The sequence below is a fragment of the Pseudomonas wuhanensis genome (assembly GCF_030687395.1).
GTDB lineage: Bacteria > Pseudomonadota > Gammaproteobacteria > Pseudomonadales > Pseudomonadaceae > Aquipseudomonas > Aquipseudomonas wuhanensis.
This window is the reverse complement of the sequence record NZ_CP117430.1, coordinates 4,484,340-4,506,518: the sequence shown is the minus strand read 5'-3', so window position 1 is coordinate 4,506,518 and position 22,179 is coordinate 4,484,340. Positions and strand designations below refer to the sequence as shown.

Sequence of the window (22,179 nt, the reverse complement as noted above, 5' to 3'; positions counted from 1 at the left end):
GGACAGTAATGTATCACCGCAGCCATGTGCCGAATGATGCACATCGGAAAAAACAGCACGGATGCTTTCAAATGATTGATGAGCCGAACGACGCCACGTCAGCTGTCTGGCGGGTAACAGGGAAGACGGTTGTACATGAGAACCCATGGTTTTCAGTCGTGGATAATGCAGTGCAATTACCCGATGGCCAATCCATCGATTATTTTTGCGTCCACCATGAGCGCCCGGCGGTGGGCATCCTGGCCTGCCGCGAAGGCAAGATACTGCTCATCCATCAGTATCGGTTTCTGGTCGGTAAACGGGTCTGGGGACTGCCTTCGGGCAGTGTCGATCCACACGAAAACCCGCTTGAGGCCGCTCGGCGCGAGCTGCTCGAAGAGACCGGTTACACGGCACGGGACTGGGCGCCGCTGATTTCATTTCACCCCACCTATGGCAGCAGTGATCAGCGCTTCGAGATCTATCAGGCGCACGATGTGCAGTGGGCGACGGATCGCTTCGATACCAACGAAGTCCTGCAGGTGCGCTGGTTCGCGCCAGCGGAAATTTTTCAGCTGATTGCCAGTGGCCAAATGACGGACGGTCTGTCCCTCGTACCGATTCTGTTGAGCGTGTGCCAACCCGCCGCAACGCTCGGTGGCGCAGGGCAATGCCCATCGATGTCCAGTCAATTTGAAGCAAGGACGCCCACATGAAGATCAATGAACTGTCGAAGAAGTCTGGTGTGAGTGCACGCATGCTCCGTTATTACGAAGAGCAAGGACTGATACGTCCGATGCGTCTGTCTTCGGGCTATCGCGACTATTGTCAGAATGACATTTCCATTCTCAAGAACATCAAGGCGCTTCAGGAAGCCGGACTGACGCTCAATGTCATTAGGGTGTTAATGCCCTGTATCATCAGTCAGCCGGTCAGGTTCGATCCTTGCCCGCTAATTGTCGCCACGCTCAAGGATCAGCGGCTCAAGTTGCAGCAGACCATCGAAGATCAGTCACGGGCGCTGTCGATTCTCGAACAGTACCTGGATGAAACCGGTCAGATGGACATTCCCGAAGTACTGCCGAACTCGATGTGGGAGTCCGGCAGTGTGGCTTACGCCTGAGATCAGCCCGTCACCGACACTTCACGGGACAGCCGCGTTTTGCGCAGGTAGCGCATGGCCGGCTGCTCGATGAGGCGGTAGGTGAGGCGGGCGATCAGTATCCCCACACTCGCGAACACCGCGATCGAGACCGCAGTGGCGCTGTTAGTACCCAGCCCGGCCTGAGTCAGGGCGCGTGCCAGGTCATGCATGAAATAGTTGAGCTGGTTGTGCACCAGGTAAATGCTGTACGAAATCACCCCCAACCCATAAAACGGCTGCCCGCCGATGATCCGCGCCGGGAGGTTGTTGCCGGCCTGCAGTGCCAGAATCAGCAGGGGGAAGCAGGCGACGATGAGGATATCCGCGTGCTTGAACGTCATCAGAACCACGGTCCCCAGGCAAATGAGGCCTGCAAACCATGGATTGCCCAGCACTCGTCGGGTCCAGCCGAACTCCAGCGCGCGGTACGCGATAACGCCCATGACAAAATCCGCCAGGCAGCGAATGACCGGGTACGGCGTCCCGTAGTGCCAGATGTCCAGAAGTCCTGAACGTTTGGGCTCGTCGATCAGCGCCGGCGAGTGGGCAATCAACGGCAGCATCAACAAAGCGCCCAACATGGCCAGCAGGTTCGCCGGCCAGGAACGTCTGAGCAGCGCCAGGACAATGAACGGGAAGCAGAGGCTGGCCATCCATTCCGCACTGACCGACCACCCCGGGGTATCGAGGGTTGGAACATTGACCAGGGTTTGCAGCATTGTCAGGTTGATGAGTGCGCTGACCGGTACCGGCGGCCCCGGCCAGCGATCCATCAGTGAGTTGGCCACCAGTATCGAAGCGGTGAGGGTCATGACGGCATACAACGGATAGATGCGTGACAGGCGCCGGTACAGAAAACTCAGAATCTGCGGCATCTTGAGCGAGTGCTCGAACAGGTGCCCGTAGTTGAGCGTTAACACAAATCCCGACAACACCAGAAACAGGTCCACCATCAGGTAGCAGTTGCCCATGAGGTTACCCAGGCTACCTTCCAGTAACTGGCCGGTGTTGAAGTGATAGAGCATGACCAGAACGGCTGCCATGCCGCGCAATCCGGTTAACGCACGTACTTCCTGTTTATGCATATCCATTCACCTGTCCATCATCCATTTTCAAGGCTGCGTTAGCTGTCAGGCGGGCGTCGTCACGGGCTGCTCTGTGTGAGTCGGCAGCACCGACACGTGCAACGCAGTGCCACTGTTGTCGAGCAAACCCAGCACGCTGAAGTCCGGAATCCAGTCTTCCTCGCGCAAATCATCGGCACTTAACGTGGTCGCCAGTGCAATGACCCGGGTGCCGGCGGCGTGAGCGGACTCGAGGCCGGCTCTGGCGTCCTCGAAGCTCAGACAGTCACAAGGTGCGACGCCCAATGCCTGTGCAGCCGCCAAGTATCCTTCAGGCGCGGGTTTGCCGGAAGAGACATCTTCTGCGCTGATCAGTATGGGGGGGATGGGGACACCGGCTGCCTTCATGCGGCGCAGGGCCAGTTCGCGGCTCGCCGAGGTCACCACTGCCCATCGATTGGCGGGTAGTCGTTGCAGAAAACGTCGGGCGCCTGGCACTTCGACAATACCTTCAGTGTCGGCGATTTCCTCGGCAACGATTCGGGCGGTTTCCGCGTCGGTATCAACGCCGGGTGGCGCGAACATTTCGACCGTTTCCGCGGTTCTGCGACCGTGGGCGGCATGCAGTACCTCGACCGGATTCAATCCGTGGCGTTCGGCGAAGCGTCCCCAGGTGCGTTCCACGACGGCGGTGGAGTCGACCAATGTGCCGTCCATGTCAAAGAGCAGAGCGTCGGCCTTGATGAGTAATCCGGATTTCAATTGCATGTTTATGACTCTCGTTCAAATGAGGTGGGTCAGCGTGTGGCATTGAGCAGCCAGCCGAGATCGTGTTGCAGGTGGGCGGGGTCGCCGCAGCGGTAATCGTTTTCCAGTACATAGGTGTCGAACGACTGGATATCACGCAAGGTGTCCAGGGTTTCGGCAACCGAACCGTCGCCAAAACCCAGGGGTACCGAGGCATCGAGGCCTGATCGACCGTCCTTGACATGAACCTGCGAGGCAAAGACCGAGGGCAGTTCCAGAATCAGGGTTGATGGCCGAACGCCGACCTTTACCGGGTTGTAGGTGTCGAGTATCAATCTGAAATTGCGTTGGTTGACGTGTTCCACAAGCCGTCGTGACGCCTGAACATCCAGATCGTTTTCATTGGCGACCAACAAGGCTCGTTGCTCGCCCTGTTCACAGGCCCATTGGAGCAGGCGTGCGGTGGCCTCCAGGGTCTGCCGATCACCAATCGCACTTTTCCGAAAGCTTGGGAAAAAGACCATCGAAGCCCCCAGGAAAGCCGCCGCGTCCAGGGTTTGCATGACCAGTGAGCGCACCTTTTCGCCCACAGGCGAATGAACCGCGCTGTGCAGCCCCAGATCATTCATCTGGTTGCAAGCCACGGCTAGAACGTTCACGTCGTGAGCGATGCTCGCGTCCCTGATCGCCCTGAGTCGGCTCACGCTGTCCAGGGACGGTGCGCGGCCGGGGCCGCCGAAGTCGATCTGAATATCATGTAGCCCGCACCAGGCGGTGAAACCCAGCGCTTGCGAGCCGTTGAAGGGCAGCCGCCAGTCTGCCAGGGCAATACGCGGCATGCTGTTAGATAGCGTGGAGGCGAGCATCAGGCAGACTGCTTGCTTTGAGACGCCGGAGGCGCTTCTTCGACCCGCCAGGCATCCCCGTTATGCCCGACCACCAGGCTGTCACCGTGGAAACCCTCACCACGACTGTTGTATAGGTTCAGGGTGATTGACTGGAAGGTCTGCGGGGTCATGTAGTCTGAATAGTCGAAGGTTGCCGGACGACGTTGGCGAATACCAGCGGTATCGACCATTTTTTCCGGGAGCACTTGCACCACCCGTACGCCCTCGGGACCTTCCTCCTGGGCCAGGGAGTCGAGCAGACTGGCGGCCGCGGCTTTGGTGGCGGCGTAGCCCGAGCGATTGGGGCCAGCGTTGTAGACCACTTCCGACGACACACCGACAAATAGCGCTGGAGTGCGCAAGCGCAAGGCCGGCAGGGTCGCGGCGAGAGTCAGCCATAAACCATGCAGGTTGACGTTAAGCTGATCGCGCCATTCCTGTTCGCTGACTTGCAACAGCGGCGCTCGTTTGGGGCCGTAATACACGGCGCTGTAAAATACCGCATCCAGCGTGCTGCCGAACTCCTGGACTGCAGCGTCCAGGCGCTGACGACTTTCACCGGGATCGGTGAGGTCGATTGGTCGCCAGATCACACCCTCAAGGCCTGGCTGGTCGGTGGGGCTGGAACGGCTGAACACCACCACCTGCAACCCTGCACCCAACAAGGCCTGAGCGATGCCACGGCCGATGCCGGTGGAGCCGCCCATGACAAATACGGTGTTGCTGCGAGGCGAAGCCTTGGTCATGCCGAGCATGGTAATTCTCCGAAGTGTTCGTGGGGGACGTCAGCTTTGAGAAGGCTGGTACAGGGGGAGATTTCAATGCCGACTTTCATGAACCGTTCACCATCGATTTCACGTTCGCCGCACCAAGCGATCTGCTGCATGAGTTCTGCGGCCTGGGGAAGTGTCAGCAGGTGGGTGACGAGGCGTGAAAACACACTCGGGGTTTGTTTCAGGACCTGTGTTGCTTCGACCAACCTTGCGCTCGACACACCTCGATGGCCGTAGAGCATCAGTGGTTTTTGCTCGTTGGTGGTGACCGCAGTGAAATGACCCTGCTCAGGAAAGCCGCCACAGTTGTGAGTACGTATTTCGCCGATGTCCCCTAACTCGGGCAGAGATGACAGTCGCGAGCCGCTCGGCACGCCACCGAGAAGGTCAATCACCCCGTTGTTCGCCAAGTGAGTCACGGCATGTTCCAGGCAGGCGAGCGTCGCACTGCGTGGGGTGGCAATGAGCGCAGCGACGGGGCGGTCTTGCATCGCCAGTGTCAGGCCGGAACCCAGATCATCGAACAGCAGATGACTGTCGAAACGGAAGTTGTTGTTTTCACTCCAGCGCAGGCCCCGGATGCCGTGGTGAACCATCACCACTCGGGTCCAGATCCCCAGATACCGCTTGGCGACCAGTGCGGCGAGATGGCCGATGATGCCATCGCCATAGATGATCAGCGGCCCCGCAGGTTTACGCGCCAGCATCAACTCCAGCGCATAGATCACACAGGCCAGGGGCTCGATCAGCGGAGCGAGGCGTGTGGGCAGATCCACTGGCAACGGTACGACGAGGCCCGCCTCGACAATGGCCGACGGGATCCTCACGTACTGCTGAAACATCCCGTCCAGTTGGTGACCCAGCAGCATTTGCGGATTGCTCGGATGGGTAGGGTTGATGATGACGTTCATGCCTTCGCGCAGGTGCCCGGGGACTTGCGACCCGACCTGAACGATGCGGGCCACACCTTCGTGCCCGATCACCCGCGCAGGATCATCGCGTTCCCTGCGCAGAATCTGCAGATCGGTGCCACACAACCCGGCAATCAACGGTGCTATCAGCAACTCCCCGGTACCGATACGCGGCGTGGGCATGACTTGTAGCGACACCTGTTGACCGTCGCGCGCTATGACCAGGTGAGTGTTGGCAGTGTTCAGGCTTTCATTCATGAGCGTGTTGCTCCAGAACCTGACGTGCATAAAGACCCGCACCTGTCAGTCCATCGGCCTGCTCGGGTCTGGCAATCGCAATGCGGTCCATGATGTAGTGGGGAAGGCGCTGGCTGGTGAGGTACAGCCCGGTTTCCTGAAAATGCCGGTTCAATAGACGCAGATAGTGGGACTCCAGATTGACACTGACGCCTCCGACGAACACGACCCGGTCGATCTCCGGGTCAAGTGCCAGGGCATACCGCACCACATTGGCGATCGGTCGGGTGGCTAGGTACAACAGGTTTTCGGCATATTCGTCATGCCGTTCAAGGGCCATTTGCAATGCTTCTTCATGCCCGCAACCGACATCCATCAGGCGGTGCATGGCCGAAGATGTCCACCTCGAAGGCTGGCTCTTGGCTAACGCGTCATGCAGTTTCTTCATGCCGCGCCCTGACGAGAAAGCCGCCAGGTGGTTCTGGCCGCCGCAGTCACAGGGCAACTCCAAGCATCCGCCGTTCGGGCCGCCAGGCAATGCCACAGGCAGGTGACCGATTTCCCCCTGCAACCCGACATCGTCCACTGGAATCCGGCCGTTGCGCATGTCGATGGTTCGGCAGGCGATCCCTGAACTGACGGTCATCAGCAGGATTTTTCGCAAGTCGCTGTGCCGATTCAGACTGGCGTAGTGCAACAGCACCGCCGTGACATCGTTGAGGCTGTGCCAGGTGATATCGGGCGCCTTGTCAGCGAGTTCGCTGCGCAAGTCAAAGGGCGTTGTATCGGAGCCCCAGAGTGGCCCGGAACCGTAGACCAGTCCCGTTCTGGCATTCATTGCTGCTCCGAGTGAAATCGATGCATGGCGCAGACCCGACTGGCGTGCCGTTACGACCAGATACTCAAGCAGCACATCCTTGAGTTCGCGAGCACTGAGCCTTGAATGAGTCAAAAAGCTGGTTGCCGGTTCAGAGATGACGTTTGAAAGACCTCGCTCAGGGGAAAAGTGCCCAGAGCGAAAATGCGTTCCACCGATGTCGAAAACGATGACGCTCTGGGCGTCATCGTTTTGCGCCAAGGGTCGGGACGATCTTTCGATGATGTCCGTTACCATGGGCGATTCCTCACGCTACACAGCTTTGTTCGGAGGAGCGGCTTTCACGCTGTTCGATCCAGACCAACGCTTGGGCCAACTCTGCGCTTGTGACGTCGTTGACAAATGCGGTCTGGCCGATGCCTTCGGACAGTGGAATCCGTTGCAGTCCATCACGGTGCTTGATCGTATCGATCAAGGATTTCTCCAGAAGCTGGAGGTTGAACACCGGATGCGACACCGGCAAACCTGCCACTTCAATCAGGTCAATGGCCCGATCCGCGTCAACACAGGACAACAAGCCCCGGCCCGCAGCCAGTGCCACGCAGAGCGCCATGTCCACCGCGACCGCCTCACCATGTAACAGTGCCGGTTCCGCCAACAGTTCCAGGGACGGGCTGAAGGTATGGCCATAGTCCACGCAGCGGGCCAGTTCGGCCTCCCAGAGGTTAGGCTCCAGTTCAGCCAGCATCCCGGCAATAGCCCTGGACATGATCTCCTTGATCCGGGGATCGTTTGAGGCGAACGCCTTGGGTGTCAGGTGCGAAGACATTTCTTCGAGCAATTCGAACAGCTCGCGGTCCTTGATCAGGGCCATTTTGATGATTTCCGCCACACCGTTGGAAATGTGTCGCTGGTCCATCGATTGCAGGAAGTAGGGGTCGATGAACGCAGATGACGGCGCGTAATAGGTGCCCAGGCGATTTTTATAGTCGTCGTGATTGACGCCGGTCTTGATGCCGATACCGGCATCGATCTGGCCCATTAGCGTTGTGGGGATACGAATGTAAGGAATGCCACGGCGATAAAGGCTCGACGCGAATCCCACCACGTCAAGCAGCACCCCGCCACCGATGCCGATCACCACTTCATTGCGCCGCAGCAGATTGGCCGCCGCCATGGCCTGTGCCACTTCGATGGTATGGTCCATGGTCTTGAACGCTTCATCGCCAGACATGACTTTCCAGACCACCTGGATTTTCCAGGCCTCGAAATAGGCGCGGAATTCGTCACCGTAAAGCTCGTTGACTCGCGCATCGATGACCACCAGCCGCCTGACCGGTTGCACGCCGTTGGCACCGCAACCATAAGCCAGCGTGGCATTGGTGTGCTTGAGCAGACCGGTGTTCAACGAGACGCTGTAATTGACCTCTTGCCGGGCATGCATGCGCCAGGTCAGATCGGAACATTTGGGCAGCGGGCTGGCAATGTGCGGACGACGTTGCGGGGCTTGCTGCGAATTCAAGTTATCCATAACTTTTATCTCGATTGGGTCGTTCTGAGGGGCAGGGATTTATCAGTCGATTATCGTGCGGTGGACCTTTACCCAGCGTCCTTGCTCGGCCGAAGCCAAAATCGCATCGATGATTTCGCAGCAGCGCAGGCCGTCGACGAAATTCGGTGCCGGCGATTCGCCGGTTTTAAGGGCGTTGATGAAATGCCGGAAACTCAAGGTGAATGCATCGCCATAACCCATGCCCTGAGCGGTTACACCGACGCCCAAGTCGCCACCCAGAGCGGGGAACCAGAACAGTTCGGCGCCGGGATGAGCCCTGCCGAGCGGGATGGTCCTGTACCCGGAGATAGGTTGTGGGTCGGCGCTGTCGAAAAACTGCAGCTCGTTGCTGCGCTCCCAGCTGAAGCGCACAGCGCCTTTGTCGCCGACCACCACGAAGTACACGTCATTTTTGAAACCGGGCAGGGCCCAGCTCGCTTTGATCGTGCCGGTGGCGCCATTTTCGAACTGGACCATCGCCGCCGCCAGATCATCCACCTCGACCTGACCTTTCTGGCTGCGGTCATGTGGCAGCGGACGTTCCTGGATAAAGCGCTGGGTGGTTGCCACGACGCTGTCCACTTCACCGACCAGAAAGCGCGCCAGGTCGATGATATGTGCACCCACATCGCCGAGTGCGCCGGCGCCGGCCGGGCCTTTTTTGAAGCGCCAGTGCAGAGGAATGGTCGGGTCGTTGTTGTGATCCTGGAAGAAGTGCCCCTCGAAATGCCGGACATTGCCGATGGCACCGCTTTTGATCAACGCACGAGCCTGAGCGATGGCCGGCCAGGCGCGGTAGGTGAAATTGACCATATGAACCCGGCCCGAAGCGTGCGCCTTGCGGGCCATTTCGGCAGCGAATTCGCTGTTGACTGACAACGGTTTTTCACAAATGACATGCTTTCCATGGGCGAAGGCATCGAGACAGATTTCATGGTGTGAGTCGTTTGGCGTAGCAATGTCCACCACGTCGATCGATGGATCGCGGGTCACGGTTTTCCAGTCGGTACCGTGTTCGGACCAGCCCCAGCGAGTTGCTTCACGTTCTGCGGCCTGGGCATCGGTGTCGACGATGCGCACCAGGTCGAAACGGTCGGCGGGATCTTCGGTGTAACCGGCCAGATTGTTCATTGAAAGGCTGTGCAGTTTCGCCATGTACCCGGCGCCGATCATACCTACTCGAAAAGGCTTTGCTGCTTGCATGTTTCCTGGCTCCCTGTTGGACGTCATGTCTGGATGCCCGATGGGGGGCAGGTCACCGTGCGGTAACCTGCCCCTTTTTGTTTCAGGCGGCGCCATACCACCCTTGACAGTGGTGTGAAGGTCAACAAGATTTTTATTTTTTTTCACGCAAGTGAAGCGTATGCATGGAACGCAGTATTACGCTGCTTGGGATGCATGGTTCTGAGAGCAGCAGGAGCCGGGTTTCACATGACTGGAAGGTTACAGCGGCGCGTATGGGTGAAGACATTGGGAGCAAGCGGATCATGTAAAAGACCCTGCTGCCATTAAGTGTCCGCGTTATTTCAGGCAAACCGTATTCATCGAACTACGACTGCTTCGCAGCCGAACGCAGCCGCGCAGGCTCGACAACTGCTACGAGAGTTATGCGGGAACAGTCAGCAGCCGTCACAGTCATAGCCTGCGCCATGCCATTGATCGTATGGTTAACCCGGCTTATCGGATTTTGATGGAGCACCATGCAAGCCAATCGATTGATCATGAGCGCCGCGGCACTGTTGGTTCTGGCCGGTTGCGGTACTCAACGCACGCAGGAACCGCCGGCCCGCAAGCCTGCCGAGGTCAAGGCCGAGATCATGCGTCTGCTACCGGCCAAGACACCCGACCGCCAAGGCTGGGCCACGGACATCTACGCGGCATTTGCCGCCCAGAATATTTCGCCGACCACGCAAAACCTGTGTTCGGTACTCGCGGTCACTGAGCAGGAGTCGACGTTTCAGGCTGATCCGCGGGTGCCGGGCCTGGGCAAGATCGCCCGGGACGAGATCGACCGCCGCGCCGCCAAGGCCCATATTCCCGGCCTGCTGGTGAGCGGTGCCTTGCAGGTCAGTTCACCCAATGGCAAAAGCTACAGCGACCGGCTGAATGCCGCGCGCAGCGAAAGAGAACTCAGCGCGATTTTCGATGACTTCATCGGCATGGTGCCCATGGGGCGGACGCTGTTCGATGGTTTCAACCCGGTGCACACCGGCGGGCCGATGCAGGTCAGCATCGATTTTGCCGAGCAGCAGGCGCGGGAGTATCCCTACCCGGTGGACGGCTCGATTCGCCGCGAAGTGTTTACGCGTCGCGGTGGCCTGTATTTTGGTATTGCCCACTTGCTCGGTTACCCGGTGAGCTACAAGCAGCCGCTGTATCGCTTCGCCGATTTCAACGCTGGTTGGTACGCCAGCCGCAATGCGGCGTTTCAGAACGCGGTAAGTCGGGCGACGGGCATTCCGCTGGCGCTGGATGGCGATCTGGTGCGCTACGGCTCGATCATGCCTGGCACCACGGAATTGGCGGTGCGCACTCTTGGCAAGCAATTGGACATGCGCAACCCGACCATTCGGGATCAATTGGAGGAGGGGAAAGGCCTTGAATTCGAGGACACCGAGCTTTATCGGCGGGTGTTTGCCTTGGCCGAACAGGCCGAAGGCCGGCCATTACCCCGGGCGGTGTTGCCGGGGATTGTGCTGCAAAGCCCGAAAATCACCCGCAAACTCACCACGGCGTGGTTCGCCAAGCGGGTCGATGAGCGTTATCAGCGCTGCATGAAGCGCGCGGGGAAGTGACCTAGCCAGGATGGGTGCGCAACGTGTATCGAGCTTGTGTGGCGAGGGGGCTTGCTTCTACAGGGATTGCGAGGCATTCGAGCGCAATCTTCAGCAGCTGCTACAAAGAGAGAGTCGCAGAGGAGATTTAGTCATGTATCAGCTCTACGGACATCAGAACTCAGGTGCGGCCGCTATCGAGGCCGCGCTGGAACTGTGCGAGGTTCCTTATCGCTTCATTGATGTTTCATCGTCCCCGGAGGCGGTTCAGGCCTTGGAGAAGCTCAACCCGCTGAAGCAGATTCCCACCCTGCAAATGCCCGATGGCGGTGTTCTGACTGAGAGTGCGGCCATTCTGATTCATCTGGGCCTCACGTTCCCGGAGTCGAACCTGCTGTCGGAAAACCCGCTCAAGCGTGATCAGGTGATTCGGGGTCTGGTGTACATCGTCAGCAATTGCTATGCCGCCATCGGCATCATCGATTATCCCGAGCGCTGGCTGGCCGAGGCGGACGAGTCGTCCAGAGAAAACCTTATGGCCGGTGCCCGCCAGCGCCTGCACTGGAGTTGGGAGGTGTTTGCCGATCAATTCGCGGGCAAGTTGTACCTGGGCGAGGGAGCGCCGGGCGCGCTGGATATTCTGGCGGCGGTGGTGACGCGGTGGGCGGGTACCCGAGAGCACTTGCGCACCGCGCGGCCGGGGTTCTCTGCCTGGCTTGAACGCTTCGACCGGCACCCTGCATTGGCACCGGTTTTCGCCCGGCATTGGCCATAGGAACACATCAAACCAATGCGGGAGCGGGCTTTTGTGGGAGCGGGCTTTTGTGGCGAGGGAGCAAGCTCCCTCGCCACAAAAGCCCCTCGCACAGTGTGCAATCACTCGCCGCGAATGTACTGCTCTAACTGACGAATCAGTTCCGCCTGTTCGGCAATGGCTTCCTTGACCAGGTCACCGATCGACAGCAACCCCATCAGCTCGCCGTTTTCCACCACCGGCAAGTGCCGCAGGCGTTTGTCGGACATGATGCCCATGCAGGTTTCGACGGTTTGATGGGTGTCCACGGTGATCACCGGCGACACCATGATGTCGCTGACCGGTGTGCCGACAGAGGAGCGCCCCTTGAGCACCAGTTTGCGCGCGTAGTCACGCTCGCTGATGATGCCGACGACCTTTCCATCCTTCAGGACCGGTAACGCGCCGACGTTTTTCGCGGCCATCACCATCAGCGCTTCCAGCACCATTTGATGAGGCGCAATGGTGTGGACTGCCTGATTCTGTTGGGCCTTTAGCTTGAGCAGTTGGGCGACGGTTTTCATGGTGGTTTCTCGGGTTTGTCGTTGTTCTTGAAGAATCGTAGAGACGCGCTCGCAGAGCAAGGCAGAAAGCGGCAGATACCGCGCAAAAAGCGTCATTCAGCGATTTTTCTTTGTAAAAGCTCGGCCCTAAGGCCGGTAAGTCAAGAAATTTGAGCGACGAAAATCCTGTGGGAGCGTGGCTTGCCCGCGAAGCATGCACCGCGGTTTTTCAGGTACTACGCGTCATCGTTCTTCGCGGGCAAGCCACGCTCCCACAGGTTCTGCGTCTTAACTTACCGGCATTAGGGCAAGCCCCCTCACCACACCGATCACGCGTAGAATTACCCCTTGAATCAGATCGTTGAGGTTGCAGTGGTGGATTTACAGCAGGGCTTCGTCCTGACCCGGCATTGGCGAGATACCCCGGCCGGCACGGAAGTCGAGTTCTGGCTGGCGACCGATGCCGGTCCCCGGCGCATCCGCCTGCCGCATCAACCGTCGGTTGCGTTCATTCCTGCAGCCCAACGCGAGCAAGCTGAAGCGCTGCTGCGCGGCGAGAAAAACGTCGAGCTGAAGCCCTTGGCACTTCTGGACTTCGAACACCGACCGGTGCTCGGCCTGTATTGCCAGCAGCACGGCCAGTTGATGCGCCTGGAAACGGCGCTGCGCAGATCAGGCATCGATGTATTCGAAGCCGACATCCGCCCGCCGGAACGCTACATGATGGAGCGTTTCATCACCGCGCCCGTTTTGTTCGGCGGCACGCCCGGCGCCGACGGCCTGCTGCTCGATGCGCAAATGAAACCCGACCCCGGCTATCGACCGAAGCTCAGGCTGGTCTCGCTGGACATCGAAACCACCGCTCAGGGCGAACTGTATTCCATCGCCCTGGAAGGCTGCGGCGAGCGGCAGGTGTATATGCTCGGGCCGCCCAATGGCGATGACAGTGCGGTGGATTTCCAGCTCGAATACTGCGACTCACGAACCCTGCTGCTGAAAAAGCTCAATGAATGGTTCGCCCGGCACGACCCCGACGCCATCATCGGCTGGAACGTCGTGCAGTTCGATCTGCGCGTACTGCACGAACATGCTCGTCGCTTGGCGGTGCCGCTGAAGCTGGGGCGTGGCGGTGAAGAAATGCAATGGCGCGAGCACGGCAATGGCAAGCATTACTTCGCGGCAGCCGCCGGCCGGTTGATCATCGATGGCATCGAGTCGCTGCGTTCGGCGACCTGGAGCTTCCCCTCGTTCAGCCTGGAAAACGTCGCGCAAACCCTGTTGGGCGAGGGCAAGTCGATCGACAACCCGTACCAGCGCATGGACGAAATCAATCGCATGTTCGCCGAGGACAAACCGGCCCTGGCGAAGTACAACCTCAAGGACTGCGAACTGGTGACGCGGATCTTCGCCAAGACCGAATTGCTCACCTTCCTGCTCGAGCGCGCCAGCGTCACCGGTTTGCCGGCGGACCGCAGCGGTGGCTCGGTGGCGGCGTTCACTCACCTGTATATGCCGTTGATGCACCGGCAGGGCTTTGTCGCACCGAACCTCGGCGGCAAACCACCAGAGGCCAGCCCCGGCGGTTTTGTCATGGACTCGCAGCCGGGTCTGTACGAATCGGTGCTGGTGCTCGACTACAAAAGCCTCTATCCGTCGATCATCCGCACCTTCCTGATCGACCCGGTGGGCTTGATCGAAGGGCTCAAGCATCCCGACGACAGCGAGTCGGTGCCGGGCTTTCGTGGTGCACGATTCTCAAGAACCCGGCATTGCCTGCCGGCCATCGTCGCCCGGGTCGCCGAAGGCCGTGAAACCGCCAAGCGCGAACACAATGCGCCGCTGTCCCAGGCGCTGAAGATCATCATGAATGCGTTCTACGGCGTGCTGGGCTCCAGCGGTTGCCGCTTCTTCGATACACGGCTGGCCTCGTCCATCACCTTGCGCGGACACGAGATCATGTTGCGCACCCGCCAGTTGATCGAAGCTCAAGGCCACGCGGTGATCTACGGCGACACCGACTCCACTTTCGTCTGGCTGCGCCGCCCCCACGGTCAAGCCGAAGCGGCGCAGATCGGCCACGTGCTGGTGGACCACGTCAACCAGTGGTGGCGCGAGCATGTGAAGCAGGAGTACGGGCTGGAAAGTGCCCTGGAACTGCAGTTCGAAACCCACTACAAACGCTTTCTGATGCCGACCATTCGCGGCGCCGAGGAGGGCAGCAAGAAGCGCTATGCCGGATTGGTCACCCGCGCCGACGGCACTGATGAAATGGTCTACAAGGGCCTGGAAACCGTACGCACCGACTGGTCGCCGTTGGCCCGGCAATTCCAGCAGGAGTTGTACCTGCGCATCTTCAATCGCAAGCCCTATCAGGATTACGTACGTGACTATGTGCGCAAGACGTTGGCCGGTGAGTTCGACGAACGCCTGATCTACCGCAAACGCCTGCGCCGTACCCTCGACGATTATCAACGCAACGTGCCGCCCCATGTGCGCGCAGCGCGAATCGCCGACGACTACAACGACCAGCAGGGACGCCCGCGGCAATATCAGAACGGCGGCTGGATCAGTTATGTCATCACCGTCGTGGGGCCCGAGCCGCTGGAAATCCGCAGCGCGCCCATCGACTATGACCACTACGTCACCCGGCAGCTGCAACCGGTGGCGGATGCGATCCTGCCGTTCGTCGATGACGATTTCTCAACGCTGATTGGGGGGCAACTGGGCCTGTTTTGAGTCCAGCAGCGACAACGTCCAGTCATCCGGTATGCCGTGAAAATATTGATCCAGCGCCTGATGAAACAGGCTGCCTTTTGGCGAAACCTGGGCGAACAGCGTCATCGATGAGTGAAACTTGAGGTTGTCGGGGTGACCGAAAATCTTGGCGATCGAGCTTTGAGGAATGTCCAGAACCAGTTGCGTGCAGGTGCGCAGACGTGGACCCAGTAACGGATGCTCCAGGTACGCCGTGGCTTCCTCACTGGAGCGAATGGCGAAGTAGCGGGACATCTCGCTGTCACCCAACCCGGAAAACTGCGGAAAGATAAACCACATCCAGTGCCGGCGTTTCTGGCCGGCGCGCAGCTCCTCCTGCACCCACTCGAACACAGGGTCCTGCGCCTGGACGAAGCGTGGCAAATTGAACGAGTCGAGCTGATCGGTACTTCTCATGCCGATGCCCTCTGACAGAACCGCGATGGCTCAGACCATGGCCAACCGCTGCTTGCGTTGTGGCGCGCGAAAAGCTTGGTCCAGCGCCTCCAGATCCCCGACTTCAAGCCGCAATTGCGCCGCTTGCGCATTGAGCTGCACATGCTCGGGACGGACCGCCTTGGGGATGGCGATCACGCCGTTTTGACGCAGAATCCATGCCAGTGCTACCTGCGCAGGTGTCACGTTGTGACGGGCGGCAATCTGCTTGAGCGTGGGATTGGCCAGCAGGTGCCCGCCCTGGCTGATCGGGCAGTAGGCCATTACCGGCATCCTTTGGTGCTGGCTCCAGGGGAGCAGATCGAATTCGATGCCGCGTTCTTCCAGGTTATACAGCACCTGATTGGTGGCGCACGCCGGTGAGGCCAGTTCTTCCAGGTCGTCCAGATCGAAGTTGGACACGCCCCAACGGCCGATCTTGCCGCTTTCCCGCAGGCGTTCGAAGGCTTCGACGGTTTCCTCAAGGGGATATTCGCCACGCCAGTGCAACAGATAGAGGTCGATGTAATCGGTATTCAACCGCCGCAGGCTGCGCTCGCAGGCCTGGGGGATGCCTTGGCCGCTGGCGTTGAAGGGGTAGACTTTGCTGACCAGGAAAACCCGGTCGCGCAGACCGGCGATGGCCTCACCCACCACCTCTTCGGCGCCTCCTTCGGCGTACATTTCAGCGGTGTCGATCAGGGTCATGCCCAACTCGATGCCCAAACGCAGCGCTGCAACTTCCTTTGTGTGTCGGGAGGGTTCCTCTCCCATGCGCCAGGTTCCTTGGCCGATGACCGGCACATGGCTGCCGGCCAGCTCAAGAGTACGCATGAATCCTCCTTTGCGAAGCCCGATCGATACTTCAGTTGGCAGCAAAACAGCCCGGTGGTTCCGTGGATCTGGAAAGATCGCAGCCTGCGGCAACTCCTGCAGGGACGGGGGCATACCCGATATCGGAGGCCAGTGCAGGAACCGCCGAAGGCTGCGATCTTTTGATCTACAGGGTAGAAAACTTATACACCGTAGTCTGGCTATAGCGCTTGCCCGGATCCAGCCGTGTGGACGGGAAGCTCGGCTGGTTCGGCGAATCCGGATAATGCTGCGTCTCCAGGGTAAACGCACCCCAATGCGGATAAATCTTGCCAGCCTTGCCCTTGACCGTGCCATCAAGGAAGTTGCTGGTATAGAACTGCACACCCGGTTCAGTAGTGTAGAGCTGCAAGCGGCGCCCGGATTGCGGATCGCTGATGTCGGCGGCGAGTTTGCCCAGATCACCCTTGGCGTCCAGCACCCAGTTGAAGTCGAAACCGCCTTGTTTAGGCTCGGCGAATTTCAACTGAGGGTGATCGGCCTTGATGTGTTGACCGATGGCGGTCGGTTGGGTGAAGTCCATAGGCGTGCCGGCGACCGGGGCCAGTTCCCCGGTGGGGATCAGTTTACCGGTGACCGGTGTGTAACGGGCTGCGTGCAAGGTCGCCAGCTGCTTCAGCACGTCGCCGTTGCCCGCGCCGGCCAGGTTGAAATAGCTGTGGTTGGTCAGGTTCAATACCGTGGGTTTATCGGTGCTGGCCTTGTAGTCGATGCGCAGCTCGTTGTTCTCGGTGAGGCTGTAGGTGACCTCGGTTTTCAGGTTGCCGGGGAAACCCATTTCACCGTCCGCCGACAGGTACGTCAGTGTCACACCCACCGAATCCTTGCCTTTGCTTGGTTCGGCTTTCCACACCCGCTTGTCGAAACCTTGAGCCCCGCCGTGCAGCGAATTGCTGCCGTCGTTGAGCGGCATCTGAAAGCGCTTGCCATCGAGCTCGAAGGCGCCGTTGGCCAGGCGATTGCCGAAGCGGCCAATGGTCGCGCCAAAGTACGCGGTGCCACTTTGATAACCCTGTACGTCGTCGAAGCCCAGCACCACATCGTCAAGCTTGCCGTTTTTGTCCGGCACTTTCAGCGACTGCAGAATTCCGCCGTAGGTAATGACCGTGGCTTGCAGGCCATGGCTGTTGCGCAAGATGTATTGCTCGACGGGCGTGCCGTCATTGGTTTTGCCGAAGGCTTTGTGTTCGCTGGACAAGCCAACAGCGTGAGCGGGGAGGGTGGCGATCATCAGGGACAGTCCGAGGCCGGAGAGCAGGTATCGAGAGTGAAGCATGGTTGACCTTCCTTTTTGTTGTTTTGTGAGAAGTAGTCATACTAATAATCGAGTATTAACGCGATCAAGGAAGGATTTATAGCTTATCCATGCAGTGTTGCAATTAAAAGTATTACTAATGAGGGGCGGCTTTCACGGTGGCCCGCGTTTACAGACCACCGGCACTGCACTTTTTCAGCTTTCGCGGTTCTATCCTTGGCCAGCCCGCGGCGATCCCCACCGCCGGCCCATGCCCAAGTTCAAGAACCCATGGCTCGAGTTTTACCCCGTTTTACCCTGCAAATTCGTCGTCATTGCTTGCTGTTGATTAGCTTGTCGCTGCTCTTCGCCAGTGGCTGCAGCCATCAACCGGGTAACGATATCGTCAGCCAGTTTCGCAACGGCAAACCCCAGGAATTCCTCCAGACCAGCGTCGACCGCATGGCGACTCTGACGATGCGCGACAACCTCGAAAGCCTTTACCTGCTGATGAACAAGCTCTACCTGCGCAACCCGGAGGAACTGAAAAAATCCGGCTTCCTCGATGTCGGCACCGCGGAAAAACAAGTGCGCATGGCCATCGAACAGCAACAGCCGCTACCCACTCTCGGCGGCAAAAAAGACCTCGCCGCGCTGAGCTATGCCATGAGTCCGGAATTTCTCGGCGATCGGGTCGGTGCCTTTATCTATGCCATCGGCAGCATGCTGGTCACCGCCCACGGCAATCGGCTGGAGTTCTACATGACGGATGCGATCAACCCGACCTTCGTCAGCAATGCCGCGCGCAACATCGAGAAAGCCACCTGGATCTTGAGTCAGCGGCAAAACAAACAAGGCGAACCGTTGCTGTTTTCCAACGAAATCTCGGAGGAGGGCAGCAACCTGAGCTTCGCCGTGGAGTTCGGCAAGATCGTCGCGCGGCTGGACCTGCTGACCCAAATGCTCGACGAACGCTACCGACGGATCGGCCTCAACTACGCCCAGAGTTTGCTGTTCCTGAATTTCTTGCCGGTGCAGTAATTCGAGCCGTAAACCCAATCCCTTGTGGAGATGAGCTTTTGTGGGAGCTGGCTTGCCTGCGATGCAGCCGGCTCGATTTAACGTCGAACCGAGTTGATGCCATCGCAGGCAAGCCAGCTCCCACAGGGGGATTGTGTTGAAGGGGGAGAACGTCGTTCCAACCGACAAATTGATATAAATATAGATCGCATCGATATAACTGGTTATAAGAAAAATCGCTATGCTGCGAACCGGTTATTTCCCTGCGATTTTCTGGGCGTATTAATGGAATTCGGTAATTTCGGGTTGGTCGTTGCAGGTCTGGTGGTCGGCTTTATTGTCGGCATGACCGGCGTCGGGGGTGGTTCGTTGATGACCCCCATTCTGTTGTGGTTCGGCGTCAACCCGGCCACGGCGGTGGGCACGGACTTGCTGTACGCGGCCATTACCAAATCCAGTGGCGTGCTGGTTCATCGCAAGAACAAAAACATCGACTGGGCGATCACCGGTTGGCTGACCCTCGGCAGCGTGCCGGCAGTGGCGCTGACGCTGTGGTTCCTGAGCACTTTGCAGACTTCGCCCGATGCGATGAACGCCGTCATCAAACAGGCCTTGGGCTTCGTATTGTTCGCCACGGCGCTGGCGATTTTCTTCAAGAAGCGCTTGCTCGATTTCGCCCACAAACGGGCGGGCGGCCACTACAATCCTAGCGGTCCCCGCTTGAATGCACTGACCGTCATCACTGGATTGGTCCTGGGCACCATGGTGGCCCTGACCTCCATCGGCGCTGGCGCTCTGGGCACAGTAGCGTTGTTCATTCTGTACCCGATGCTGCCTACCCGCCGCCTGGTAGGCACCGAAATCGCTCACGCGGTGCCCCTGACCCTGGTCGCCGGCCTGGGCCATGCGAGCATGGGCAACATGGATTGGCACATTTTGGGCTACTTGCTGGTCGGTTCGCTGCCGGGGATTTACCTGGGCAGCCACTTGACCGGGCGTATCTCCGACGAACTGCTGCGACCATGCCTGGCCACGATGCTGGTGCTGATCGGCTACAAGCTGGCGTTCTGATCCGGCACCGTATAGATCACTGAATTTAGCGGAATCATGCCCTCGCTGACGTAGTCAAAACTATGACCACGTTCAGATGAGGTCATGATGGCCATGAACAGCCCCGTAAACGATCTTCTGCGACGGTTCCGCCGTCCCCGCGACGAGCCACCCGGCAACGCGGCCGAGGTGCTGCGCCGTCATGCCGAGCCGTTGCCTGCACTCGACTCACCTGAATTCGGCAAACTCTTCGACCGCTTTGGCGATGCCAGCGTGGTGCTGATCGGCGAAGCCAGCCACGGTACCCAGGACTTCTACCAGACCCGGGCAGCGATCACCCGCCGCCTGATCGAGCAGCACGGCTTCGGCATCGTCGCGGTCGAAGCCGACTGGCCCGATGCCGGCCAGATTGACCGATGCGTCCGTGACCTGGGCCGCTCCGCCTGGAAAAAACAGGCCTTCGCCCGATTCCCCACCTGGATGTGGCGCAACACGGCCGTGCAGACCTTTACCCGCTGGCTGCACCACCATAACCGCGGGCTGACGCCCGAGCAGCGTGTGGAGTTTCGGGGGCTGGATGTTTACAGCATGCGTCACTCCATCGACGAAGTACTGAGCTATCTCGATAAGACCGACCCACAGCTGGCAAAAGAAGCTCGACATCGCTACAGCTGCCTGACGCCGTGGCATGACGACCCGGCGCTGTACGGTCATTTCGCCGAGCGGGGCAACCTGGCCACGTGCGAGGATGCAGTGGTCGAGCAATTGAATGTGCTGCTGGGCGAACGGCTCGACCCGATGGTGGCCGACGACGAGGCGTTTTTCAGCGCCACCCAGAACGCCCGCGTTGTGCGGGCCGCCGAGCAGTATTACCGCGCCATGTACCGCGGCTCGACCGCCTCGTGGAACCTGCGTGACCGGCACATGTTCGACACCTTGCAAACCCTGATGGCGCATCGCGGGGCAGGCGCCAAAGCGGTGGTGTGGGCGCATAACTCACACATCGGTAACGCCGCCGCCACGCAAATGGGTTGGGAAGGGCAGTTCAACATCGGGCAGTTGTGCCGCACGGCCTACGGCTCACAAGCGGTGCTGATCGGCATGGGCACCGACCACGGCACCGTCGCTGCCGCCGATGACTGGGATGAGCCGATGCAGGTCAAACAGGTGAACCCGGCATTGGCCGACAGCTGGGAGCAGCTGTTTCTCCAGGCCGGCGTCCCCGCAGCATTGCTCGACTGGCGGACGTCACCGAGCGAGGAATTGCTGGACGTACTGGCCGAGCCGTTACTTGAGCGTGCCATCGGCGTCATCTATCGACCCAGAACCGAGCGCCAGAGCCATTACTTTCAGGCCGTGCTGGCGGAGCAATTCGACGCATTCGTCTGGATCGAAAAAACCCACGCGGTCTCGCCATTGCCAGCGCCTGAATTCATGGAGCATGAGGAAGACACCTTTCCGTTTGGTATATGACGGGTATCTATTCCCGGGTGAAAATCTCCAGCAGGTGCCCGTCCGGGTCATCGAAATACACCCGCCGGCCACCGCTGTAATCATTGATCTCGTTCGGCCGTTGCTTGCCCGGATCGGCCCACCAGGGCTGATTGAGCGCTTGCAGGCGAGCGAACGCTGCATCGAAGTCTTCGTCGCCGATCAAGAACGCATAGTGCTGGGACGCGATGGGCGGGTCGTTGTTGTAGAAGTCCAGTGATACCCCGTTATCGAACTTGACCACCAGCATCGGTCCGAACGGCTCGGCATCGGGCAGGCCGAGGAGGTCGGTCAGGTAGCGCGCCGACACCTGTTTGTCACGGCACCAGACGATGGTGTGGTTCAACTGAGCGCTCATTGGATCAACCCTCACGGTGAATCAGTTATGAGATTAGCTCAGGCTGTTGCGCAATGACCGCCCTGACCTAAGCTTGGGGCAAGGCGAAACACAAATACGGTGCGTCACCCGGAACGTTCGCCGCGATGCGCAATCATTAGAGCGTGGATATCAAAAGGAGATGCGCATGCTCATCAGGTCTTTGACCCTGGCTACTCTGCTGGCTTTCGTCGGCCCCCTGTTCGCCGCCGATGACGATTCCCCTCTGGTTAAAGACGTGGGCAGGGCCCGCCCCCTGATTGTCATCGCGCCCAGTTCGGTCGACCCCACCTGGGTCAACCTGAAAAAATCGCTGGATGAACCCGCCAGTCGCAAGGGCTTCACCGAGCGAAACATGGTGCTGTATACCGTGATCAATACGATGGGTCAGCGCGACGGCAAAGACCTCGACCCGCAAACGACGATGGCGCTGATCCGCTCGCTCAAGCTGGGCGCCGGGGCGAAGAGCAAAATCATCCTGATCGGCAAGGATGGTGAAAAGAAGCTTGAGCAATCGGATGCGGTCGAGTTGAAAGAGATCTTCAGCGCCATCGACCAGTTGCCGGCTTCCGAGAAGGAAGCCACGGTACCGGTGCCAGCGCCGGTGGCTGAAGTCCCGCCGGCCAAAGGCGCCAAAGGCAAACCGGCGAAACCCGCCAAACCGCCTGAAATGCCGGACGATTGAATTGCACTGAACCCTGTGGTGATTTTCTCAGGTAGGAGGGGTGACTGTGCGGGGGATTACTCCTTCTTCCAGAAGATGTG

General features: G+C 59.3%; 22 protein-coding genes. 9 read left to right on the top strand and 13 right to left on the bottom strand.

Annotated features, from left to right (window positions below; genetic code table 11):
* Positions 1 to 71: 71 nt before the first annotated feature.
* Together PSH88_RS20870 and PSH88_RS20865 are read left to right on the top strand one after the other, a co-directional pair.
* On the top strand, positions 72 to 695 hold the full coding sequence (locus PSH88_RS20870; RefSeq protein WP_305422375.1) for an NUDIX hydrolase: 624 nt from the start codon (positions 72 to 74) through the stop codon (positions 693 to 695).
* Positions 692 to 1,102, top strand: a complete 411-nt coding sequence (locus PSH88_RS20865; RefSeq protein ID WP_305422374.1) for a MerR family transcriptional regulator — start codon at positions 692 to 694, stop codon at positions 1,100 to 1,102. The genes PSH88_RS20870 and PSH88_RS20865 overlap by 4 nt, the downstream gene beginning before the upstream one ends.
* Positions 1,103 to 1,104: 2 nt before the next feature.
* Here the strand turns inward: PSH88_RS20865 and PSH88_RS20860 are convergent, their stop codons facing one another.
* The 8 genes from PSH88_RS20860 to PSH88_RS20825 form a co-directional block, all read right to left on the bottom strand.
* The gene (locus PSH88_RS20860; protein WP_305422372.1) at positions 1,105 to 2,214 is read right to left on the bottom strand and encodes an acyltransferase family protein; all 1,110 of its coding nucleotides are present in this window, start codon (positions 2,212 to 2,214) and stop codon (positions 1,105 to 1,107) included.
* A gap of 39 nt (positions 2,215 to 2,253) precedes the next feature.
* Positions 2,254 to 2,955: an HAD family hydrolase gene (locus tag PSH88_RS20855; RefSeq protein WP_305422371.1), complete on the bottom strand. Its 702-nt coding sequence runs from the start codon at positions 2,953 to 2,955 to the stop codon at positions 2,254 to 2,256.
* 29 nt (positions 2,956 to 2,984) lie between these two features.
* Positions 2,985 to 3,800, bottom strand: coding sequence for a sugar phosphate isomerase/epimerase family protein (locus PSH88_RS20850; RefSeq protein ID WP_305422370.1), 816 nt, complete (start codon positions 3,798 to 3,800; stop codon positions 2,985 to 2,987).
* On the bottom strand, positions 3,800 to 4,576 hold the full coding sequence (locus PSH88_RS20845; RefSeq protein ID WP_305422369.1) for an SDR family NAD(P)-dependent oxidoreductase: 777 nt from the start codon (positions 4,574 to 4,576) through the stop codon (positions 3,800 to 3,802). Before PSH88_RS20845 ends, PSH88_RS20850 begins: the two co-directional genes overlap by 1 nt.
* Positions 4,564 to 5,763: an alcohol dehydrogenase catalytic domain-containing protein gene (locus tag PSH88_RS20840; protein WP_305422368.1), complete on the bottom strand. Its 1,200-nt coding sequence runs from the start codon at positions 5,761 to 5,763 to the stop codon at positions 4,564 to 4,566. Before PSH88_RS20840 ends, PSH88_RS20845 begins: the two co-directional genes overlap by 13 nt.
* The gene (locus tag PSH88_RS20835) at positions 5,756 to 6,580 is read right to left on the bottom strand and encodes an ROK family protein (RefSeq protein ID WP_305422367.1); all 825 of its coding nucleotides are present in this window, start codon (positions 6,578 to 6,580) and stop codon (positions 5,756 to 5,758) included. The genes PSH88_RS20840 and PSH88_RS20835 overlap by 8 nt, the downstream gene beginning before the upstream one ends.
* A gap of 286 nt (positions 6,581 to 6,866) precedes the next feature.
* Positions 6,867 to 8,090: a sedoheptulose 7-phosphate cyclase gene (locus PSH88_RS20830; RefSeq protein ID WP_305422365.1), complete on the bottom strand. Its 1,224-nt coding sequence runs from the start codon at positions 8,088 to 8,090 to the stop codon at positions 6,867 to 6,869.
* Positions 8,091 to 8,132: 42 nt separating this feature from the next.
* A complete protein-coding gene (locus PSH88_RS20825; RefSeq protein WP_305422364.1) occupies positions 8,133 to 9,314 on the bottom strand; it encodes a Gfo/Idh/MocA family protein in 1,182 nt (393 codons plus the stop codon).
* A 497-nt stretch (positions 9,315 to 9,811) separates the two neighbouring features.
* On the opposite strand from PSH88_RS20825, the gene PSH88_RS20820 reads away from it, so the two are divergent.
* Positions 9,812 to 10,906, top strand: coding sequence for a DUF1615 domain-containing protein (locus tag PSH88_RS20820; protein ID WP_305422363.1), 1,095 nt, complete (start codon positions 9,812 to 9,814; stop codon positions 10,904 to 10,906).
* 133 nt (positions 10,907 to 11,039) lie between these two features.
* The gene (locus tag PSH88_RS20815; RefSeq protein ID WP_305422362.1) at positions 11,040 to 11,660 is read left to right on the top strand and encodes a glutathione S-transferase N-terminal domain-containing protein; all 621 of its coding nucleotides are present in this window, start codon (positions 11,040 to 11,042) and stop codon (positions 11,658 to 11,660) included.
* Positions 11,661 to 11,761: 101 nt separating this feature from the next.
* On the opposite strand, the gene PSH88_RS20810 is transcribed toward PSH88_RS20815, so the two are convergent.
* Positions 11,762 to 12,202, bottom strand: coding sequence for a CBS domain-containing protein (locus PSH88_RS20810; RefSeq protein ID WP_305427036.1), 441 nt, complete (start codon positions 12,200 to 12,202; stop codon positions 11,762 to 11,764).
* Between the two features lie 354 nt (positions 12,203 to 12,556).
* Between PSH88_RS20810 and PSH88_RS20805 the strand changes: the two genes are divergently transcribed.
* Positions 12,557 to 14,917 carry a DNA polymerase II gene (locus PSH88_RS20805; protein ID WP_305427035.1) on the top strand — a complete coding sequence of 787 codons (2,361 nt, stop codon included), beginning with the start codon at positions 12,557 to 12,559 and terminating at the stop codon, positions 14,915 to 14,917.
* Here the strand turns inward: PSH88_RS20805 and PSH88_RS20800 are convergent.
* The 3 genes from PSH88_RS20800 to PSH88_RS20790 form a co-directional block, all read right to left on the bottom strand.
* Positions 14,882 to 15,352 carry a DUF1810 domain-containing protein gene (locus PSH88_RS20800; RefSeq protein WP_305422360.1) on the bottom strand — a complete coding sequence of 157 codons (471 nt, stop codon included), beginning with the start codon at positions 15,350 to 15,352 and terminating at the stop codon, positions 14,882 to 14,884. The genes PSH88_RS20805 and PSH88_RS20800 overlap by 36 nt on opposite strands.
* A gap of 30 nt (positions 15,353 to 15,382) precedes the next feature.
* Positions 15,383 to 16,204 (bottom strand): aldo/keto reductase, encoded by an 822-nt coding sequence (locus PSH88_RS20795; protein WP_305422358.1) that lies wholly within the window; start codon positions 16,202 to 16,204, stop codon positions 15,383 to 15,385.
* Positions 16,205 to 16,370: 166 nt separating this feature from the next.
* On the bottom strand, positions 16,371 to 17,519 hold the full coding sequence (locus PSH88_RS20790) for an aldose epimerase family protein (RefSeq protein WP_305422356.1): 1,149 nt from the start codon (positions 17,517 to 17,519) through the stop codon (positions 16,371 to 16,373).
* A gap of 249 nt (positions 17,520 to 17,768) precedes the next feature.
* Between PSH88_RS20790 and PSH88_RS20785 the strand changes: the two genes are divergently transcribed.
* The 3 genes from PSH88_RS20785 (at position 17,769) to PSH88_RS20775 (ending at position 21,020) form a co-directional block, all read left to right on the top strand.
* Positions 17,769 to 18,518 (top strand): hypothetical protein, encoded by a 750-nt coding sequence (locus PSH88_RS20785; protein ID WP_305422355.1) that lies wholly within the window; start codon positions 17,769 to 17,771, stop codon positions 18,516 to 18,518.
* A gap of 264 nt (positions 18,519 to 18,782) precedes the next feature.
* The gene (locus PSH88_RS20780; protein ID WP_305422353.1) at positions 18,783 to 19,568 is read left to right on the top strand and encodes a sulfite exporter TauE/SafE family protein; all 786 of its coding nucleotides are present in this window, start codon (positions 18,783 to 18,785) and stop codon (positions 19,566 to 19,568) included.
* 93 nt (positions 19,569 to 19,661) lie between these two features.
* Positions 19,662 to 21,020 carry an erythromycin esterase family protein gene (locus PSH88_RS20775; protein WP_305422352.1) on the top strand — a complete coding sequence of 453 codons (1,359 nt, stop codon included), beginning with the start codon at positions 19,662 to 19,664 and terminating at the stop codon, positions 21,018 to 21,020.
* A 7-nt stretch (positions 21,021 to 21,027) separates the two neighbouring features.
* On the opposite strand, the gene PSH88_RS20770 is transcribed toward PSH88_RS20775, so the two are convergent.
* Positions 21,028 to 21,396, bottom strand: coding sequence for a VOC family protein (locus tag PSH88_RS20770; protein WP_305422351.1), 369 nt, complete (start codon positions 21,394 to 21,396; stop codon positions 21,028 to 21,030).
* A 166-nt stretch (positions 21,397 to 21,562) separates the two neighbouring features.
* Here PSH88_RS20770 and PSH88_RS20765 point away from each other — a divergent pair, with 166 nt between their 5' ends.
* Positions 21,563 to 22,099, top strand: coding sequence for a DUF4174 domain-containing protein (locus tag PSH88_RS20765; RefSeq protein WP_305422350.1), 537 nt, complete (start codon positions 21,563 to 21,565; stop codon positions 22,097 to 22,099).
* Positions 22,100 to 22,179 lie beyond the last annotated feature (80 nt).

What these genes read in the sequence shown, in the direction of transcription:
- PSH88_RS20870 (WP_305422375.1), top strand. Translation starts at nt 72, where the DNA reads ATGATTGATGAGCCGAACGACGCCACGTCAGCTGTCTGGCGGGTAACA.
- PSH88_RS20865 (WP_305422374.1), top strand. Translation starts at nt 692, where the DNA reads ATGAAGATCAATGAACTGTCGAAGAAGTCTGGTGTGAGTGCACGCATG.
- PSH88_RS20860 (WP_305422372.1), bottom strand. Translation starts at nt 2,214, where the DNA reads ATGGATATGCATAAACAGGAAGTACGTGCGTTAACCGGATTGCGCGGC.
- PSH88_RS20855 (WP_305422371.1), bottom strand. Translation starts at nt 2,955, where the DNA reads ATGCAATTGAAATCCGGATTACTCATCAAGGCCGACGCTCTGCTCTTT.
- PSH88_RS20850 (WP_305422370.1), bottom strand. Translation starts at nt 3,800, where the DNA reads ATGCTCGCCTCCACGCTATCTAACAGCATGCCGCGTATTGCCCTGGCA.
- PSH88_RS20845 (WP_305422369.1), bottom strand. Translation starts at nt 4,576, where the DNA reads ATGCTCGGCATGACCAAGGCTTCGCCTCGCAGCAACACCGTATTTGTC.
- PSH88_RS20840 (WP_305422368.1), bottom strand. Translation starts at nt 5,763, where the DNA reads ATGAATGAAAGCCTGAACACTGCCAACACTCACCTGGTCATAGCGCGC.
- PSH88_RS20835 (WP_305422367.1), bottom strand. Translation starts at nt 6,580, where the DNA reads ATGAATGCCAGAACGGGACTGGTCTACGGTTCCGGGCCACTCTGGGGC.
- PSH88_RS20830 (WP_305422365.1), bottom strand. Translation starts at nt 8,090, where the DNA reads ATGGATAACTTGAATTCGCAGCAAGCCCCGCAACGTCGTCCGCACATT.
- PSH88_RS20825 (WP_305422364.1), bottom strand. Translation starts at nt 9,314, where the DNA reads ATGCAAGCAGCAAAGCCTTTTCGAGTAGGTATGATCGGCGCCGGGTAC.
- PSH88_RS20820 (WP_305422363.1), top strand. Translation starts at nt 9,812, where the DNA reads ATGCAAGCCAATCGATTGATCATGAGCGCCGCGGCACTGTTGGTTCTG.
- PSH88_RS20815 (WP_305422362.1), top strand. Translation starts at nt 11,040, where the DNA reads ATGTATCAGCTCTACGGACATCAGAACTCAGGTGCGGCCGCTATCGAG.
- PSH88_RS20810 (WP_305427036.1), bottom strand. Translation starts at nt 12,202, where the DNA reads ATGAAAACCGTCGCCCAACTGCTCAAGCTAAAGGCCCAACAGAATCAG.
- PSH88_RS20800 (WP_305422360.1), bottom strand. Translation starts at nt 15,352, where the DNA reads ATGAGAAGTACCGATCAGCTCGACTCGTTCAATTTGCCACGCTTCGTC.
- PSH88_RS20795 (WP_305422358.1), bottom strand. Translation starts at nt 16,204, where the DNA reads ATGCGTACTCTTGAGCTGGCCGGCAGCCATGTGCCGGTCATCGGCCAA.
- PSH88_RS20790 (WP_305422356.1), bottom strand. Translation starts at nt 17,519, where the DNA reads ATGCTTCACTCTCGATACCTGCTCTCCGGCCTCGGACTGTCCCTGATG.
- PSH88_RS20785 (WP_305422355.1), top strand. Translation starts at nt 17,769, where the DNA reads ATGGCTCGAGTTTTACCCCGTTTTACCCTGCAAATTCGTCGTCATTGC.
- PSH88_RS20780 (WP_305422353.1), top strand. Translation starts at nt 18,783, where the DNA reads ATGGAATTCGGTAATTTCGGGTTGGTCGTTGCAGGTCTGGTGGTCGGC.
- PSH88_RS20775 (WP_305422352.1), top strand. Translation starts at nt 19,662, where the DNA reads ATGAACAGCCCCGTAAACGATCTTCTGCGACGGTTCCGCCGTCCCCGC.
- PSH88_RS20770 (WP_305422351.1), bottom strand. Translation starts at nt 21,396, where the DNA reads ATGAGCGCTCAGTTGAACCACACCATCGTCTGGTGCCGTGACAAACAG.
- PSH88_RS20765 (WP_305422350.1), top strand. Translation starts at nt 21,563, where the DNA reads ATGCTCATCAGGTCTTTGACCCTGGCTACTCTGCTGGCTTTCGTCGGC.